Consider the following 14261-nt stretch of genomic DNA (forward strand, 5'->3'; position numbering starts at 1 on the left):
TCGGATGGGGGCATGGAAATTGATATTAATACGTTAAGCAGTCTAAAAATGTTATGTCAACCCTTGAGCAACAATTACGCACTCTTCGCGAAAAAGAAAGCAAACTTCTTGAACAGCTTAAAGAAGAGAACAAGAAAAAAACGATTGGCTGCGCCTCCTGTGACAACCAACATGAAATTGGCAGGCTCACTGCTATCCAAACACATTACTACGACCGGGCGTATGACGCATCAAGCCAAGGAGAACTACGTTTTGTTTGTCCAGAAACACGTGTTGAAAATCGAATACTCTTTGATATAGATGATAACTACCGACAAAGTCCTTTAGAACAATTTAAGAACACGTACAAATCATTGTTCAAACAGGTAATCCATAGGCAGATAGATAACTGCGATAACACTCAGGGTGATTGGGAAGAAAAACACGCTAAAACAGTAAACAATTATTACATAGATAAAAACCCTGAACTATTTGGACTTGACGTAAAGAAAAAATGTGACTGCTGTGGAAACATAGCGTAGTCACAACACTTAAAAAAGATGGAGTAATACTATTCTTCACTATGTCAGGTGAATACCTTCCGCGCAAGCACTAATTCACCTATTCTTAAATATCTAAAACACCTTGATAATCCAGTGCGAGGTTTGTTACAATGAGCAAACAAGAAGGAATAACCGTAAAACGAGAAGAAAACTGGGACAAATGGTACCCACAAATATGTCTAAAAGCCGAGCTGATGGATTACTCCCCCGTCAGCGGTTGTTATATCCTTCGCCCGAGAGGCTACTACCTGTGGGAAGCACTCCAAACCTATCTTGACGCGGCATTTAAGAAATCAGGCGTGCAAAACGCGTACTTTCCTTTATTTATCCCAGAAAGCCTGCTCAAAAAAGAAGCAGAACACGTTGAAGGTTTCACACCAGAAGTGGCATGGGTAACGCACGCAGGAAACTCAAAACTACCCGAACGACTTGCAATTAGACCAACAAGCGAAACTATCATGTACAACAGCTACAAAGAATGGATTCGCTCACACCGCGACCTGCCGCTCAGGCTTAACCAATGGAACAATGTAGTACGCTGGGAATTCAAAAATCCCGTGCTCCTCATGCGCTACCGCGAATTTTTGTGGCAAGAGGGACACACCGTATTTGCAACCAAACAAGAAGCCGATGCGGAAGTGAGGGAAATGCTTGAAATCTATCGCAAAGCCTATGAAGACGTGCTTGCACTTCCCATGTACGCGGGCATGAAAACCGATTACGAAAAATTTCCTGGGGCAGACTACACAACAAGCGTTGAAATCTTCTTGCCAAACGGTCGCGGCGTGCAAGCAGCAACCTCACACCATTTGGGTCAGCGCTTTGCAAAAGCATTTGACATCACGTTCAAAGATGAGAGCGGCAAACAGGTATATCCCTACCAAAACTCGTGGGGCTTTGCAACCCGTGCGCTTGGCATTGTTGCATTTATGCACAGCGATGACAAAGGATTAGTATTACCCCCACGCGCAGCAGAAAAACAAATCGTGATAGTGCCGATTTTCAATGCAGACAACAAAGAAATCGTGTTAAAGGAAGCAGGCAAACTTGCAAAAAAACTCTCAGAATTCAGAGTATTTATTGATGACCGAGAAGGATACACACCGGGTTGGAAGTTCAATGAATGGGAGCTTAAAGGCCTACCCCTTCGCATTGAGATAGGCATGCGCGATATTCAAAACAAGAGTGCTGTTGCGGTTAAAAGAAATGATGGAAAAAAACAAACCGTCAAAATGGTGAGCATAGCAAAAGACACAGAATGCCTGCTTGACACTATACATGCTGAGCTCTTGGAGAATGCGTGGAAAAAAATGCATTTAGTGATGGTGGAAGTAAACACAGTCACTGATTTGAAAAAAGCGCTTGCAAACAAGAAAGTGGGCGTTGCAGGATGGTGCGGAGAAACTGACTGTGAAGTAGCGCTTAAAGAAAAAATCGGTGCGCGCTCATCAAACTATGCATTTAACAAAGAACCCATAAATACGAGCTGCATTGTGTGCAAAAAACCTGCAAAACACGTTATGCGCTTTGCAAAATACTATTAGAAAGAGTTTTATATTTTTTTTTCTCTTTTTTTTCTTATTATGCGCGTTATTGGTATCAGTGTTACGACAAAAAACCAACCTTTTGAAAAAATACAGCCCGCACTAGAACACGTTGCCAAAAAAGAGTATGGTGCAGTACTTGCACACGCATTCATGCCACTTGATGAAATTCTAAAACAAGGATTTGACCCAATACTTAGAAACACGCTTGACACGCTTTTTCCAAAGCAAGTCACCTTTTACCATAACGGTCCAAAACGCGCAGACCTCGCTGAATTTCTGGAACTCAACAACGCAACAGCTTACATAATTGGCAACATCATCGGTGGCGTAAAAGAAGAATACGAGATATATCAAACACGAGAAATCAAAACACAACGCGTACCACTTGTATAACTATGCACTAGCAAGAATCACACAACACCTTTTCTTAAGAAGAAAAGCTGTGCCAAAAGAAAAAGAACGTAAAATAGCCCTGCCAGGATTCGAACCTGGGTCGCAAGGTTCAGAGCCTCGCATGCTTGGCCACTACACTACAGGGCTAGTGATTTGCAGAGTGTTATATGGGGTGGTCTATTAAAAGGTTTTTGAAAGCCAAGTTTACGAGGGTATTCTTGTAATCCACTTTTGGTGTGCATCATTGTTGCCAAGCACCGTTTCAAAATAGCTTGCTTGCAATTGTTGCGTGATAGGCCCAATGTTTCCACTCCCGATTTGCATGCGATCAACAAAACCAATGCCAGCAACTTCTCCTGCTGTACCCGTAAAGAATGCTTCATCCGCAATGTAGACCTCGCTTCGTGCAATGGTTCGTTCAAGAACATCAAATCCCTTTTCTTTTGCAAGCGTAACAATCGAGTCCCGGGTTATTCCTGCAAGAATTGGTGCAGAAAGCGGGGGTGTGATGATGGTTTGGTCTTTTACCATAAAGAAGTTTTCCGCGCTTCCTTCGCACACGTAACCGTGTTCGTCAAGCAAAAGTGCTTCATCAAAACCATTAAGCACTGCTTCTTGTTTTGCAAGAATGCTATTTACATAGTTCCCGCCTGCTTTTGCTTTGAGGGGTTGTGCTGATTGGCTTAGTTTTCGCCATGAACTGACCGTAACGTGTTGCGGTTTTTCAGTATTCAAGTATTTGCCAAGAGGCATGGCAATAATTGCTGTACTCACTGGAGACTTAAGAGGGTTGAGTCCAAAAACGCCGTAATCGCGAAAATGGATGGGACGAATGTAAATGCCTGTTTTGAACTTGTTTTCTTGTACAACACGCACGGATGCAGAAAAGAGGTCATCAAGAGTGTATGGTGTTTTCATGTGATACATTTTTGCTGAATCCTCTAATCGCTTGAGATGCTCTTCTAAACGAAACACAAGAATGTCATCATCTTTGTGATATCCCCTAATCCCTTCAAACACGCTGGTTCCGTAGTGAAGCGCGTGAGCCCACACGTGTACGCGCGCATCATCCCATGCAACAAGATTGCCATTAAACCAGAGGTAGTCTGCTTTTTCCATATTCGTTTCTTGCTTGGCGTGTTAATAAACATTATCCGGCACAAAAATAACAAAACACAGAAGATAAAATAGGAATACTGAAGCATCATAATCATTTTTAATAAGAAATAAAAAGAAATGTAGCATAATGAATCTCATATCAAATCTGACATTTTCAATTTTTAATGTACTGCAAGAACGGGCATTAGTTTCAGCGCAGGAAAAAAACATAGGAATGCGGCCCGTGCTTAATTACGCGCCAAAGCCCATGCTTGCAAATTTTGTGAAAACGCCGCTCTTTCATCCTCAAGAAATGATACATAAAAAGTATGGTAAGGATGTTCTCCATCAGGATTGGATGAATTATTTTTCATTTGGCACGTATGAAAAAATAACCAAGCCACTCACGCGCTTTGACCGCTCAAACCCCTATTATCAGGTGTGGAGTGGGTGTTACATGATAAAAAGCAGGTCACAAAAGGCATATGGGTTTGACGGGGACACGCCTGTTTTTGAAGACTTGGTTATGATTCCTGAAGCAGACCAGTCAACATGGATTAATGCGCTTACTGGCATCAAACAACCTTTGTTTGATGTGTATAATGTAACAGAATTAAATAAATCACTCCACGAGAAAAGTTTAGCAAATTATTTTTTTAAGATAGACACAAACAGTGATGTTGTAGTTTCAGAAAACAGCGAATGGTATTGGAGATTATTGCTTTCTGGAAAAAAAACGCAAACACCACATCCAAAAAGAGTAACGCTCAGCACTATCATGACTGTTTTTAAAAAAGATAACGTACTTATCATGCCCTATGGCTGCAGTATAGAAGAGCAGTGGGATGCGGTTGGTACTGAGTTAAAAAAAATGATGAAAAGCATCAGTCTTGAGGCAGTAGTGGAAAAACCATCACTTCTTCCCTGGAATTATTTAAGCAACGCACTATTACGAAAAAGTGGGGTTGCATAAAAACGCGCACCATAAAGAAGCAAAGCGCATATAAGTCTCTAATTGGGGTAGTGAAAGTATGAAGAAAGTGCTTATTATTATTGGCCATCCCCAGCATGAGAGTTTTTCTCACACGCTTGCGCGCGCGTATAAAAAAGGAGCGCAAAGCGCGCACGCATCGGTGCGCATCATTGATGTGCGAACGCTTGAATTTGACCCGGTCTTATGGGAAGGTTATGGCGGTACGCAAGTGTTTGAACATGATTTGGAAGCAGCACAAGCACACATCACCTGGGCTGACCACATTGTGTTTGTCTACCCAACGTGGTGGGGTGGTTTGCCTGCTCTTTTGAAGGGTTTTGTTGAGCGCGTTTTCTTGCCGGGTTTTGCATTCAAATATGAGAAAGGCAGCGGGCATAAAGAATTGCTTGCCAGAAAAAGTGCGCGCATTATCACAACCGCGTACGAAGCCGTAAACTGGGTTGAGAAGATGCGTGCAAATGGGCATAAAGTCTTCAAATATGACGTGCTCGAGTTTTGCGGTATGAAACCAGTGCATATGAGTTATATCGCGCCTGAAGGAAAGCCGGAGAGTGATATGCGCGCGTATTGGCAAAAACATGTGGAACGATTGGGCGCAAAGCTTGCATAAGCAGTAACATCCTTGTTTTTTAGAAATGAATAGATTATTCAAATACTATTAGTGGCACGTTGCACGCGCTCCGATCTTTTTTTATAACGCCATCAAAAACAATGTCTGCAGGTCCAAGAAGAATAGGATTTTGCGTGCAATCAACTACAAGAGGTCCGCCCCTTGTTATGACCGTAAGCGTGTTTTGCATGTTTCGTGCGATAACTGCTGCAATTGTGCACGCAGTGGCACCTGTTCCGCATGAGAGTGTTTCTGCTTCAACACCGCGTTCAAAGGTTCTGATACGAATCATAGTCTCATTAACAACATGTACCAAGTTCACGTTCACGCGTGTCTCAGGCAGGTTTTGAAGTGTGCGAATATGCGCAGCGCACGCATGAAGGTTGAATTGGTCTACATCAGGCACAAACATGACCACGTGCGGTTCTCCGCTGTTAACAAACACGCAATCATATTCATGTCCTTCAAAGTGAAAGGTAAATGAAAACACGTTGCGTGGCGCACCCATATCAACTTGAAAAAGGTCTTCTACGCGTAACACTTCTTTGATGCCTGCTCTGGTTTCAATACGCACATTTGGTCCAAAACCTTTTCTTTCGATAAGGTAGCGTGCAACGCAGCGAATCCCGTTTCCGCACATGTCAGACTGGGAGCCGTCGCGTTCAAGCACGACCATTTTTGCGTCAGCAACATCTGATGGCTGAATAAGGAGAACTTGGTCTGCACCAATGCCAAAGTGTCGGTCGCATAATTTATGCAGGTTTGCATAGTGGTCGGTATTCAATTCAAGAATGATAAAATCATTTCCGCATCCTTGCATTTTTGTGAACGGGATATCGGGAGGCTCATCTTCAGCGGATACCGTGGCATTCATCGTATGGTTAACAGGAACTCATGTGTTTTGTTCTAAGTTAATTGCGACTAAGTATTTAAACGTTGCATTTGTCTCTCTTTTGACGTGTTCGCGCTGGTAGTCCAGTGGCAGGATTCGACCCTCCCAAGGTCGCGACCCGGGTTCAAATCCCGGCCGGCGCATAGATTCACCACATAAGCATAGTTATTTTGGTATCAAAGCATTTAAGATTCTTTAACAAGTACCTAACTAATGATGAAGCCAGTTACACTTGTCTCGCGCGTAATACATGAATACGCGTTTTATGGAATGTTTGTTGTTTGCTTACTTCTTGTTTTGTTCGCTGTTTTGCTTGGCATGTCGTTTGTAGCTGCACTCGTGTTCGTGCTTGGCCTGCCCATAAGCATGTACGCTAACAAGTATCTTAAAAACGCGTTTAAAACAAGCAGACCCCGAAACACACCCCAAACCATGGACTATTCATTTCCAAGCAATCACACGCAAACGGTAACCTACGTGCTCGTGTTTCTTGGCGTGCACGCACCATTTACCCTTGTGTTCACCCTTCCGCTTTTTATTGCACTTGTGTTTCATCGCCTTCAGGGAAAACACCACCATCTTCAAGATATTATTGGAGGCGTGCTTTTTGGAAGCATAATCGCGTTTTTTCTCACTTTCCTCGCGCCGTAATCTATTAAATTGCTCTGAGCATATTCAATAGTTATGGACAAGAAAAAAGCAATTCTTATCATGCTTTTTATTGCAAACCTGGTTCTTATCAGCAGCGTTTGGTACTATCAAAACACGCACTTTCGAGACCCTGAACACACCATTGATGGCCACACGTTTATCGCGCTTGGCAGAATATTAGGACTCGTTGGCGCGTATCTTATTCTTTGCCAGTTCCTGCTTATTGGTCGCGTTGCATGGATTGAACGCGTGTTTGGTATGGATAATCTCTCACGCTACCATCACTACAATGGACTTGTTGGCTTCCTTTTTATTGTGTTTCACGTGTTTTTTATCGTGCTTGGATACTCGCTTAGCTCAAACACGCCATTTATCGAGCAATACTTTGTAATTCTCCAGTCACATATCATGTTTGTCATGGCAAGTATTGCATTTTTCATGCTTGCGTTTCTCATCTTGTTTGCGCTCTCAATGGTGTATCTCAAACTCAACTATGAGCTCTGGTACCTCACGCACTTGTTCGTGTACGCGGTTGTTGCACTTTCATTTTTCCACCAAGTCATAGGCGGTGCGGATTTTGTTCGTAATAACGCATTTCTTGGCTACTGGCTCGTTCTCTACACCTTTGTTTTTGTTAACTTTATTGCGTTCCGTTTCATAAAACCCATACGTCAATTCTTCTATCAGGATTATCGCGTTGAAAAACTTGTCAGAGAAACTGAAGATGTTACTTCAGTTTATATTACGGGAAAACATCTTGAAAAACTCAACACGCGCGCAGGACAATTCTTTATTTTCAGATTTCTCAGCAGAGATTTTTTCTGGCAAGCACACCCCTTCTCGCTTTCGCTTGCGCCAAACAACAAACACCTCCGTATTAGCATGAAATCACTTGGAGACTTTACAAACGCGGTTCCAAAAAAGCTCAAACCAGGAACGCGCGTGTTCATTGAAGGACCGCTTGGAAAGTTCACTCAGGAGCGTTCACGTCACGATGAGGTCACGCTTATTGCAGGAGGCATTGGCATAACCCCGCTTCGCGCGCTTGCTGAAGCATTTGCAAAACAAAAAAAGAACGTGCAACTCATTTATGGCAATCAGACAAGCACGAATGTCGCGCTCAAACATGAGCTTGACGCGCTTGCAAAAGAATACGAAAACTTTTCATGGACGCTTGTAGTCAGTGATGAACCCCACTACAAAGGCGAAAAAGGCTATATTGACACACGGTTGCTTGCAAAACACGTTTTAAAACCTGCAAAAAAAGATTATTACGTGTGCGGACCAACTCCTATGATGAAAAGCGTTCGCACATGCCTCAAACAATTAGGAGTTAAGCGCGGAAATATTCACATTGAAAAATTTTCACTTGCTTAAAAAATCCCGCCAAATCTGGCTTGTTTGAGGACCAACAGAGTCCTTGTATTTTCCCTTGTAGAGCGTTATGTCCCCTTGCGGTTTCCAAAACAACATTTGACCAACCTTCATGCCCGCATACACGCGCAAGGGATGGATGGTATGAAGCTCAAGGGTCCACTGGCGCTTAAATCCGATATCCCCCCCTCCTGAGTTAAGATAGATGTACAAACCCAATCTGCCTACACTGCTTCGCGCCTGCAGAGTTGGCGCATACCAATCTGAACCCATTTTGACTAATTCCCTTTCCTTGCATGTCACTATACACCTATAGTTTTACCCTATTAGAACTGGTATGCACAAAAAAGTGAAACAATAGTTTCATTTGCCAGAAAAAATACTCATTTTATTTCCTAAGACTATAAATAGCATAACTGCCCTTTTTATGCAATGCATAGACTTGCATTATTTGATATAGACCAAACCTTGTTGCAATGCTCAGCACACCACGCTGACGCATTTTCCTTTGCATTTAAAACCGTGTACAACATTGAAACAAACATTAACACGATTTCTTCTCATGGCATGACTGACCAGCAAATCATTATTGAAGTGCTCACTAAAAAGGGTCTTTGCCTTGATGAGATTACGCAAAAACTTGGCGCGTGCATGGATGCTATGTCCTCCTATTTTGAATCGCTACAAGACGAGCTTACTGTGGTTTCTATGCCTGGTTCTCGTGACCTGCTTGATATGCTTGTTTCTCACGCGTTTGACCGGGGTCTTGTTACGGGAAATCTTGAACGTATAGCTCATACAAAACTTGAGCGTGCAGGCATGCGCGCGTATTTTAAAGCGGGCGGATTTGGCAGTGATGGGCTGCTGCGAGAAAACCTGATAAGAATTGCACTTGCGCGACTCAAAAAAACGTATGATGCAACCTTCTTGTTTGGCGACACGCCAAGTGACATTGCTGCTGCAAACCATGCAGGCGTTATAAGCATTGGCGTTGCTACTGGTGATTATTCAGTGAAGGATTTGCGCGAAGCAGGAGCTGTTTATGTTGTTAAAAATCTTGTAAACACGCGCCAGATTCTAAACCTTCTTCTTTCTCACAATAACCCTTAAATCAACTGAGATTGTTTTACACCGGTGTATGGAGCTTAAAATTTTTCGCGAAGATAAAACACTTCCCCTCCCCCAATATCAAACCTCTGGCAGCTCTGGTTTTGATTTGCACTCAGCAGAAGAGATAACAATCAAGCCAGGAGAATTTAGAGGGGTATGTACGGGAATGCGTTTTGCCATCCCGCACGGTTTTGAAGGACAAGTCAGGCCACGAAGCGGTCTTGCACTCAAAAAAGGCATCAGTGTTGTAAATACGCCGGGTACGCTTGATTCAGACTATCGCGGGTTGCTTTATGTTATTCTTATCAATCATGGTAAGGACAATTTTTTCATTAAAAAAGGAGACCGCATTGCGCAAATGGTCATAAACAAAGTTGAATTTCCACGACTCGTTGATGCAAAATCACTAGACACCACTGAACGCGGCGAAGGCGGTTTTGGAAGCACAGGTACCTAAACGGTGCGTACTTTGCGATTTTTTTTAGTTTACTGTTACTCGTACAGTACCTTTTTATTTCATAACTTTTGTATTAGATTATATGGGTATTATTATCGGAGGACTCAGCTTCTTTATCGGCTTGCTGTTACTTACCATACTCATACTCTTATTGCTTGTGCAAGCAATTGGCGCGCAAAAACCTGGCGCGCTTCTTGTAGTCCTCTTGCTTGTCAGCAGCGCAGTTTTGCTTGTTTACGCTGGTGTCCGTGCGCAAACCAGTGAAGAACAATCAGTTACATTCAACTTCCCTTTTAACATGAGCATCACACTCCCTCTTCTTGAACGTGAGTCTGTGGCAAATGAAACAAACGTATCTCTTGAGCAGAATGGCACTCAAGAAAATACAACCCTACCCCAATCATAGTTAGGCATACAAAAAAAGGACTCTCAACATCTTCTTATACAACTACGCGTTCAATAATCTCTTTTAGCGCGTTTACATCACTTTCTGAACGGGAACTCATTCCAATCTTCATGTATTTGCACGCAACAAGAACTGTTGGATAGCTTTGCGTTGGATTAAACGCTTCAAACACTGCTTGCCTGTTCTTGCTCATAGAACCCATGTATAACGTTTCAACCGCGACTTTGTCTAAAACTGTGCTAAGCGCGTCTTCAACTACGTGAAGTGCGTTTTGCGTCCAAGTATGGTCTTGTTTGCCAAATATCATAACAAGCGGTTTTCCACTCTTCAAGCACAACTGTTGGTCGCTCTCAACATATCCTTGCACGCTTGTTCCAGAATACAGCACTTGGGCAGGTACGGCAATGCTTTGTTCATCCTGCTGCAAACCGGTCTCGTCTGCAAATTGGAATGAATCAGCAATGCGTGGCAAATTAATCAAGACAAGCAAGCCAATGGCAAGCACAATCAAAAGAAGCCATCGATTATCCCAGCTATGTCGTGCCAGATGCTTTGTAACGCGCTTACTTTTTTGAACAACCCTTCCCACTTTTTTGCGCATATTATTACCTATACAATCAAGAGCATATAAATATTATTCAACACGCACCCGTTTTTTGTGACTGGTAAAACCTGAAACAATGCTGACTGGTTTCTTGAAAAAATCGCGCAATACGCGCACAAGCTCCTCATTTGCTCTGCCTTTTTGTGCTTGTTTTGTCAGCCAGACTTCAAGTGTGCGTTCATCAACGCTTTGCACGCGCACTTCTTTTTTCCCGGGTTTTACCCGTACTTCGAATATCATACAAACTTAGTTCTGCGCCAATTACACCACCAATGCAGAAGGTGATAATAACATACGCAGCATACACGGTTGGCTTTGTTGCAACAAATGCGAAAGCAGCGATAACTCCCCCCGCAACAATGGCAATAAGATAACGGAGCGCACCTTCACGGACAAGAACCCCCTGCAACAGGAGGTAGGCTAATCCTACAAAAAGCAGGGCTGCATATTCAGTGGTGTTTACAAATTGCATGAGCCACAAAGCCATCACGAGCAGGTATATGTTAAGAAGCGATTGCGTAGCTTTTGCCCGTAGATTTGAAAGAATAAAACCCAATCCCACTCCGCCAAAAAAGGAGAGTGCAAGCGAGAGCGCTGACCGGTCAAGGGTTTGCTGGACAACAAGCACTACGAGAACAAGCAGAATGCCAAGACGCGCATACTTAAGATAGGTTTCATATTCTTTAACTTCAACGTGAAGTCGTTTGCTCATAACCCATCCAACGCTAAACGCAATAAGTGCGAGGACAACTCCCCAAAAACGTATCATAGATTCACCATTCTTCAATAATCTTGTCTACCGCGTTCTTTGTTGCCTTTCGATCAACAATAACACACGCCCGCTTCAGGTTGCGGCTAATCATGAAAATGTCGTCAAGCACGCTATCAAGAGTCATGGCAAGCGAGTTTTCGCGCAGCATGAACTTGTCACGAGAATTTCTAATCCATCCAAGATCCATGAATTCATCAAGGATTTGAGATGTTTTTTTCATATTTAGATTGAGCTCACCTGAAAGTTCTTGCAGTGTTACGCCCTTTCCATATTTTGACTTCACGAATAAGGTGATAAACAGCTTGATGCTATCACTATCAGTTATTCCAAGACTGTTGCAGAGAAACGTGAGAATAGGGCGAATCTCTTGGCTTTCGGGGTAGCGAAGATTTCGCAAATACAACTTTTCCAACATTATTGTTTTTAATAGCTGTTAAGAGATAAAAACGTTGTGCAGAATCATCTGCCACTCATTATTTCAATCACGTCACCTGATGCGAGTTCATGCTCTTTTCCAATGGTTTGCTTTTTTCGAACATCAATTGCTTTGATGAATTTCTTGCCAAAGTCAGTATGCACATGATACGCAAAATCAAGTGCAGTTGAGCCTGGAGGCAGTAAATAGCAGTCAGGAAGAATGTTGCCGTGCTTGTCGCCAAGCTTGCCTGACGCGCTTCCTGGAAACACATACACATAGTTGAGCACATCAAATACGGTTGTATTCAAAACAGACTGAATCCCGGTTGTGCCAAACACGTTAAGCACATGTTCTTTGATGAAGGTAGTAATTGCTCTTTGTTTTTCATCAAGCGCACCCGTCACTTCAAAATGAGCGTCTCCGGGGATGTATTTGATTTTTTCTGCTCTGTCAAGCTCTTTGAGCGCGACTTCAGCCATGCCACTGCACGCAATAATGGTGTATTGCGGAAATGCTGTTTTCAGGCGTTCAAAACCATCTTTCCCGCTTACCACATCCATCTTATTTGCTGCAATAATGATTGGCTTTGTTTTTTTGCGAAGCACTCGCGCAAGACCTTTCAAATCCGCATCTGTCCAGTCACGCACACGTTCACTAAGCGGATGTCTTAAGAGCACGTCCTTTGCTAAGTCCTCACTCACGCCAAGGCCGCTCATTTGCTTTGCAACTGCTTTATGTACCTCCTTTGCCCCAGCACTTTTTGCAAAGGTAAGCCAACCTTTTTTAAGAATGCCAAAAAACCACATGTCCAGCTCTTCTTCAAGAAAGGTGACATCACGAACAGGGTCATGTGTTCCTGGCTGCACGCTCTCTCCCTTTTCATTTGTGCTTCCTGAAGCATCAACAACATGAATCAAAGCGTCACCTTGGCGCAAGTCATCTAAAAACTGGTTGCCCATGCCCTTGCCTTCATGCGCACCGGGAACAAGACCGGCAACATCAACTAATTCAACAGGCACGAAACGCTCTCCATCAATGCAAAAACCTTCACGCGGATTGCACGTAACATTAAAAAAGGATTCAACACATTTCACGCGTACATACCCTACTGCGTGGTTTGGTTTTATGGTGGTAAATGGATAATTAGCAATATCAACATCAACCATAGTTGCCGCTTTAAAGAGGGTTGATTTACCTGCTGATGGCTTTCCCACAATACCAATTTTCATGTCTCTTCAAACAAAAATACATGAATTCATATTTAAGCCTTTAAGTGTTGATTGCCTTTCGATTTATTTAAATAACATTTTTGCAAACAACACTCACATGGACAAAGACTCGGTGACTCGAACAATTGATACGTATGATGTAATTGCCAAGTCCTATACGCGCGCGAATGCGTCTATTAAACCGTACCAAGAATTCTTAGACCTCTTTCTTTCACATGTGGGTGAACCTAGTTTAGGACAACAAAAACACATTCTTGATAGTGGGTGCGGACCCGGTTTGTCTCTTGCTTACTTCTGCAAAAAAGGGTATGCTGCGTATGGATTTGACTTAAGTGAAGGCCAACTTGCACTTGCGCGAAAAAACGCACCCGATGCAAAACTCTACAAACTTGATATGCGCGATTTTTCAAAAAATGTTTCCTTCCAATTTGATGGCATTTTGAGCATGGCATCTCTGTTACACATTCCAAAAGAGCAATGTCCTCTTGTATTGAGCGAATTTAACAAAACACTCAAAGATGACGGCACGCTTGCGATTGCTCTTCGAGGCGGTAGCGGTGAATCATATGAAGAAGAAACATACACTCACTCAGGCCACGCTCGATTCTTTGCGTACTACACGATAAGCGAATTGCGCGAACTTCTAAACAAACAAGGATTTAGAGTAACGTATGGCACCACGATTCAGGAACAAAGAAGAAACTTTCTCTGGATTAATTTACTTGCAAAAAAAGGCTTAGAAGAAACACTCAAAGACAACGCTGAACGTTAAGTTCTTAATTTTTATAACACGCAATTGTTCAATACCTGTTTGTGTTTGAACTCGAAAAAAAATTAATACTATCTGGAATGAAGCTTATCCTGTATGATAACACAAAAATTGTTGCTCACGCATATTTGTACTTGCTTTACAATGATTTACACGCGCAGCCGTTTGGATTAATGGAAGATGTCTTTGTAGAAGAACCATATCGCGGCAAAGGTATTGGTTCAAAACTTGTTGAAGAACTTATAACTGAAGCGCGCGCGCAACATTGTTACAAACTCATTTGCACAATTCGCCACGAAAAACCACGCGTGCACGAACTTTACAAACGATTAGGTTTTTTTGAGCAGGGTCTTGAATTTAGAATAAATTTTTGATAACGCTTTTATACCCCAGAC

General features: G+C 42.7%; 20 protein-coding genes and 2 tRNA genes. 13 read left to right on the plus strand and 9 right to left on the minus strand.

The features are described 5' to 3' along the window. The first annotated feature begins 53 nt into the window (after positions 1–53). The 3 genes from COT72_01000 (at position 54) to COT72_01010 (ending at position 2482) form a co-directional block, all read left to right on the plus strand. A complete protein-coding gene (locus COT72_01000; GenBank protein PIO00267.1) occupies positions 54–521 on the plus strand; it encodes a hypothetical protein in 468 nt (155 codons plus the stop codon). 131 nt (positions 522–652) lie between these two features. After that, entirely contained in the window at positions 653–2086 is a 1434-nt protein-coding gene (locus tag COT72_01005) for a proline--tRNA ligase (protein PIO00268.1), read from the plus strand. 39 nt (positions 2087–2125) lie between these two features. Further along, complete coding sequence (locus tag COT72_01010; protein PIO00269.1) at positions 2126–2482, plus strand: hypothetical protein; 357 nt, start codon at positions 2126–2128, stop codon at positions 2480–2482. Positions 2483–2556: 74 nt separating this feature from the next. Here the strand turns inward: COT72_01010 and COT72_01015 are convergent. Both COT72_01015 and COT72_01020 read right to left on the minus strand, forming a co-directional pair. After that, a tRNA-Gln gene (locus COT72_01015) sits at positions 2557–2629 on the minus strand. 57 nt (positions 2630–2686) lie between these two features. Further along, positions 2687–3601 carry a branched chain amino acid aminotransferase gene (locus COT72_01020; GenBank protein ID PIO00270.1) on the minus strand — a complete coding sequence of 305 codons (915 nt, stop codon included), beginning with the start codon at positions 3599–3601 and terminating at the stop codon, positions 2687–2689. A gap of 127 nt (positions 3602–3728) precedes the next feature. On the opposite strand from COT72_01020, the gene COT72_01025 reads away from it, so the two are divergent. Beyond that, positions 3729–4553 (plus strand): hypothetical protein, encoded by an 825-nt coding sequence (locus COT72_01025; protein PIO00271.1) that lies wholly within the window; start codon positions 3729–3731, stop codon positions 4551–4553. A 58-nt stretch (positions 4554–4611) separates the two neighbouring features. After that, entirely contained in the window at positions 4612–5184 is a 573-nt protein-coding gene (locus COT72_01030) for an NADPH:quinone reductase (GenBank protein PIO00272.1), read from the plus strand. 34 nt (positions 5185–5218) lie between these two features. On the opposite strand, the gene dapF is transcribed toward COT72_01030, so the two are convergent. Continuing rightward, the gene (gene dapF, locus COT72_01035) at positions 5219–6058 is read right to left on the minus strand and encodes a diaminopimelate epimerase (protein ID PIO00273.1); all 840 of its coding nucleotides are present in this window, start codon (positions 6056–6058) and stop codon (positions 5219–5221) included. A gap of 90 nt (positions 6059–6148) precedes the next feature. Between dapF and COT72_01040 the strand changes: the two genes are divergently transcribed. From COT72_01040 to COT72_01050, 3 genes are all read left to right on the plus strand, one after another. After that, positions 6149–6219: transfer RNA gene (locus COT72_01040), tRNA-Gly, on the plus strand. 73 nt (positions 6220–6292) lie between these two features. Then, positions 6293–6727 (plus strand): hypothetical protein, encoded by a 435-nt coding sequence (locus COT72_01045; GenBank protein ID PIO00274.1) that lies wholly within the window; start codon positions 6293–6295, stop codon positions 6725–6727. A gap of 33 nt (positions 6728–6760) precedes the next feature. Next, on the plus strand, positions 6761–8104 hold the full coding sequence (locus COT72_01050; protein PIO00275.1) for a hypothetical protein: 1344 nt from the start codon (positions 6761–6763) through the stop codon (positions 8102–8104). Here COT72_01050 and COT72_01055 read toward each other — a convergent pair. Then, positions 8093–8374, minus strand: coding sequence for a hypothetical protein (locus tag COT72_01055; GenBank protein PIO00276.1), 282 nt, complete (start codon positions 8372–8374; stop codon positions 8093–8095). The genes COT72_01050 and COT72_01055 overlap by 12 nt on opposite strands. Positions 8375–8533: 159 nt before the next feature. Between COT72_01055 and COT72_01060 the strand changes: the two genes are divergently transcribed. From COT72_01060 to COT72_01070, 3 genes are all read left to right on the plus strand, one after another. Next, positions 8534–9211, plus strand: coding sequence for a haloacid dehalogenase (locus COT72_01060; GenBank protein PIO00277.1), 678 nt, complete (start codon positions 8534–8536; stop codon positions 9209–9211). A gap of 28 nt (positions 9212–9239) precedes the next feature. Beyond that, positions 9240–9668 carry a dUTP diphosphatase gene (locus COT72_01065; protein ID PIO00278.1) on the plus strand — a complete coding sequence of 143 codons (429 nt, stop codon included), beginning with the start codon at positions 9240–9242 and terminating at the stop codon, positions 9666–9668. A gap of 82 nt (positions 9669–9750) precedes the next feature. After that, positions 9751–10074 (plus strand): hypothetical protein, encoded by a 324-nt coding sequence (locus COT72_01070; GenBank protein PIO00279.1) that lies wholly within the window; start codon positions 9751–9753, stop codon positions 10072–10074. 34 nt (positions 10075–10108) lie between these two features. Here COT72_01070 and COT72_01075 read toward each other — a convergent pair whose 3' ends face one another. From COT72_01075 to COT72_01095, 5 genes are read right to left on the minus strand one after another with little or no spacing between them, the layout of a single operon-like run. Next, entirely contained in the window at positions 10109–10675 is a 567-nt protein-coding gene (locus tag COT72_01075; protein ID PIO00280.1) for a hypothetical protein, read from the minus strand. A gap of 33 nt (positions 10676–10708) precedes the next feature. Continuing rightward, entirely contained in the window at positions 10709–10918 is a 210-nt protein-coding gene (locus COT72_01080) for a hypothetical protein (GenBank protein ID PIO00281.1), read from the minus strand. Next, positions 10860–11447 (minus strand): hypothetical protein, encoded by a 588-nt coding sequence (locus COT72_01085; protein PIO00282.1) that lies wholly within the window; start codon positions 11445–11447, stop codon positions 10860–10862. Before COT72_01085 ends, COT72_01080 begins: the two co-directional genes overlap by 59 nt. 4 nt (positions 11448–11451) lie before the next feature. Further along, positions 11452–11865, minus strand: a complete 414-nt coding sequence (locus tag COT72_01090) for a hypothetical protein (protein ID PIO00283.1) — start codon at positions 11863–11865, stop codon at positions 11452–11454. Between the two features lie 44 nt (positions 11866–11909). Then, positions 11910–13097 carry a hypothetical protein gene (locus COT72_01095; GenBank protein ID PIO00284.1) on the minus strand — a complete coding sequence of 396 codons (1188 nt, stop codon included), beginning with the start codon at positions 13095–13097 and terminating at the stop codon, positions 11910–11912. Here COT72_01095 and COT72_01100 point away from each other — a divergent pair. Together COT72_01100 and COT72_01105 are read left to right on the plus strand one after the other, a co-directional pair. Beyond that, positions 13096–13869: a hypothetical protein gene (locus tag COT72_01100; GenBank protein ID PIO00285.1), complete on the plus strand. Its 774-nt coding sequence runs from the start codon at positions 13096–13098 to the stop codon at positions 13867–13869. The genes COT72_01095 and COT72_01100 overlap by 2 nt on opposite strands. 77 nt (positions 13870–13946) lie before the next feature. Continuing rightward, a complete protein-coding gene (locus tag COT72_01105; GenBank protein ID PIO00512.1) occupies positions 13947–14240 on the plus strand; it encodes a GNAT family N-acetyltransferase in 294 nt (97 codons plus the stop codon). The last annotated feature ends 21 nt before the right edge of the window (positions 14241–14261 follow it).

Source organism: archaeon CG10_big_fil_rev_8_21_14_0_10_43_11 (assembly GCA_002763265.1).
Classification (GTDB): domain Archaea; phylum Nanobdellota; class Nanobdellia; order PEZQ01; family PEZQ01; genus PEZQ01.

What these genes read in the sequence shown, in the direction of transcription:
- COT72_01090 (PIO00283.1), bottom strand. Translation starts at nt 11,865, where the DNA reads ATGTTGGAAAAGTTGTATTTGCGAAATCTTCGCTACCCCGAAAGCCAA.
- COT72_01005 (PIO00268.1), top strand. Translation starts at nt 653, where the DNA reads ATGAGCAAACAAGAAGGAATAACCGTAAAACGAGAAGAAAACTGGGAC.
- COT72_01075 (PIO00280.1), bottom strand. Translation starts at nt 10,675, where the DNA reads ATGCGCAAAAAAGTGGGAAGGGTTGTTCAAAAAAGTAAGCGCGTTACA.
- COT72_01085 (PIO00282.1), bottom strand. Translation starts at nt 11,447, where the DNA reads ATGATACGTTTTTGGGGAGTTGTCCTCGCACTTATTGCGTTTAGCGTT.
- COT72_01080 (PIO00281.1), bottom strand. Translation starts at nt 10,918, where the DNA reads ATGATATTCGAAGTACGGGTAAAACCCGGGAAAAAAGAAGTGCGCGTG.
- COT72_01025 (PIO00271.1), top strand. Translation starts at nt 3,729, where the DNA reads ATGAATCTCATATCAAATCTGACATTTTCAATTTTTAATGTACTGCAA.
- COT72_01010 (PIO00269.1), top strand. Translation starts at nt 2,126, where the DNA reads ATGCGCGTTATTGGTATCAGTGTTACGACAAAAAACCAACCTTTTGAA.
- COT72_01055 (PIO00276.1), bottom strand. Translation starts at nt 8,374, where the DNA reads ATGGGTTCAGATTGGTATGCGCCAACTCTGCAGGCGCGAAGCAGTGTA.
- COT72_01050 (PIO00275.1), top strand. Translation starts at nt 6,761, where the DNA reads ATGGACAAGAAAAAAGCAATTCTTATCATGCTTTTTATTGCAAACCTG.
- COT72_01060 (PIO00277.1), top strand. Translation starts at nt 8,534, where the DNA reads ATGCATAGACTTGCATTATTTGATATAGACCAAACCTTGTTGCAATGC.
- COT72_01070 (PIO00279.1), top strand. Translation starts at nt 9,751, where the DNA reads ATGGGTATTATTATCGGAGGACTCAGCTTCTTTATCGGCTTGCTGTTA.
- COT72_01100 (PIO00285.1), top strand. Translation starts at nt 13,096, where the DNA reads ATGTCTCTTCAAACAAAAATACATGAATTCATATTTAAGCCTTTAAGT.
- COT72_01000 (PIO00267.1), top strand. Translation starts at nt 54, where the DNA reads ATGTCAACCCTTGAGCAACAATTACGCACTCTTCGCGAAAAAGAAAGC.
- COT72_01045 (PIO00274.1), top strand. Translation starts at nt 6,293, where the DNA reads ATGAAGCCAGTTACACTTGTCTCGCGCGTAATACATGAATACGCGTTT.
- COT72_01105 (PIO00512.1), top strand. Translation starts at nt 13,947, where the DNA reads ATGAAGCTTATCCTGTATGATAACACAAAAATTGTTGCTCACGCATAT.
- COT72_01030 (PIO00272.1), top strand. Translation starts at nt 4,612, where the DNA reads ATGAAGAAAGTGCTTATTATTATTGGCCATCCCCAGCATGAGAGTTTT.
- dapF (PIO00273.1), bottom strand. Translation starts at nt 6,058, where the DNA reads ATGAATGCCACGGTATCCGCTGAAGATGAGCCTCCCGATATCCCGTTC.
- COT72_01095 (PIO00284.1), bottom strand. Translation starts at nt 13,097, where the DNA reads ATGAAAATTGGTATTGTGGGAAAGCCATCAGCAGGTAAATCAACCCTC.
- COT72_01020 (PIO00270.1), bottom strand. Translation starts at nt 3,601, where the DNA reads ATGGAAAAAGCAGACTACCTCTGGTTTAATGGCAATCTTGTTGCATGG.
- COT72_01065 (PIO00278.1), top strand. Translation starts at nt 9,240, where the DNA reads ATGGAGCTTAAAATTTTTCGCGAAGATAAAACACTTCCCCTCCCCCAA.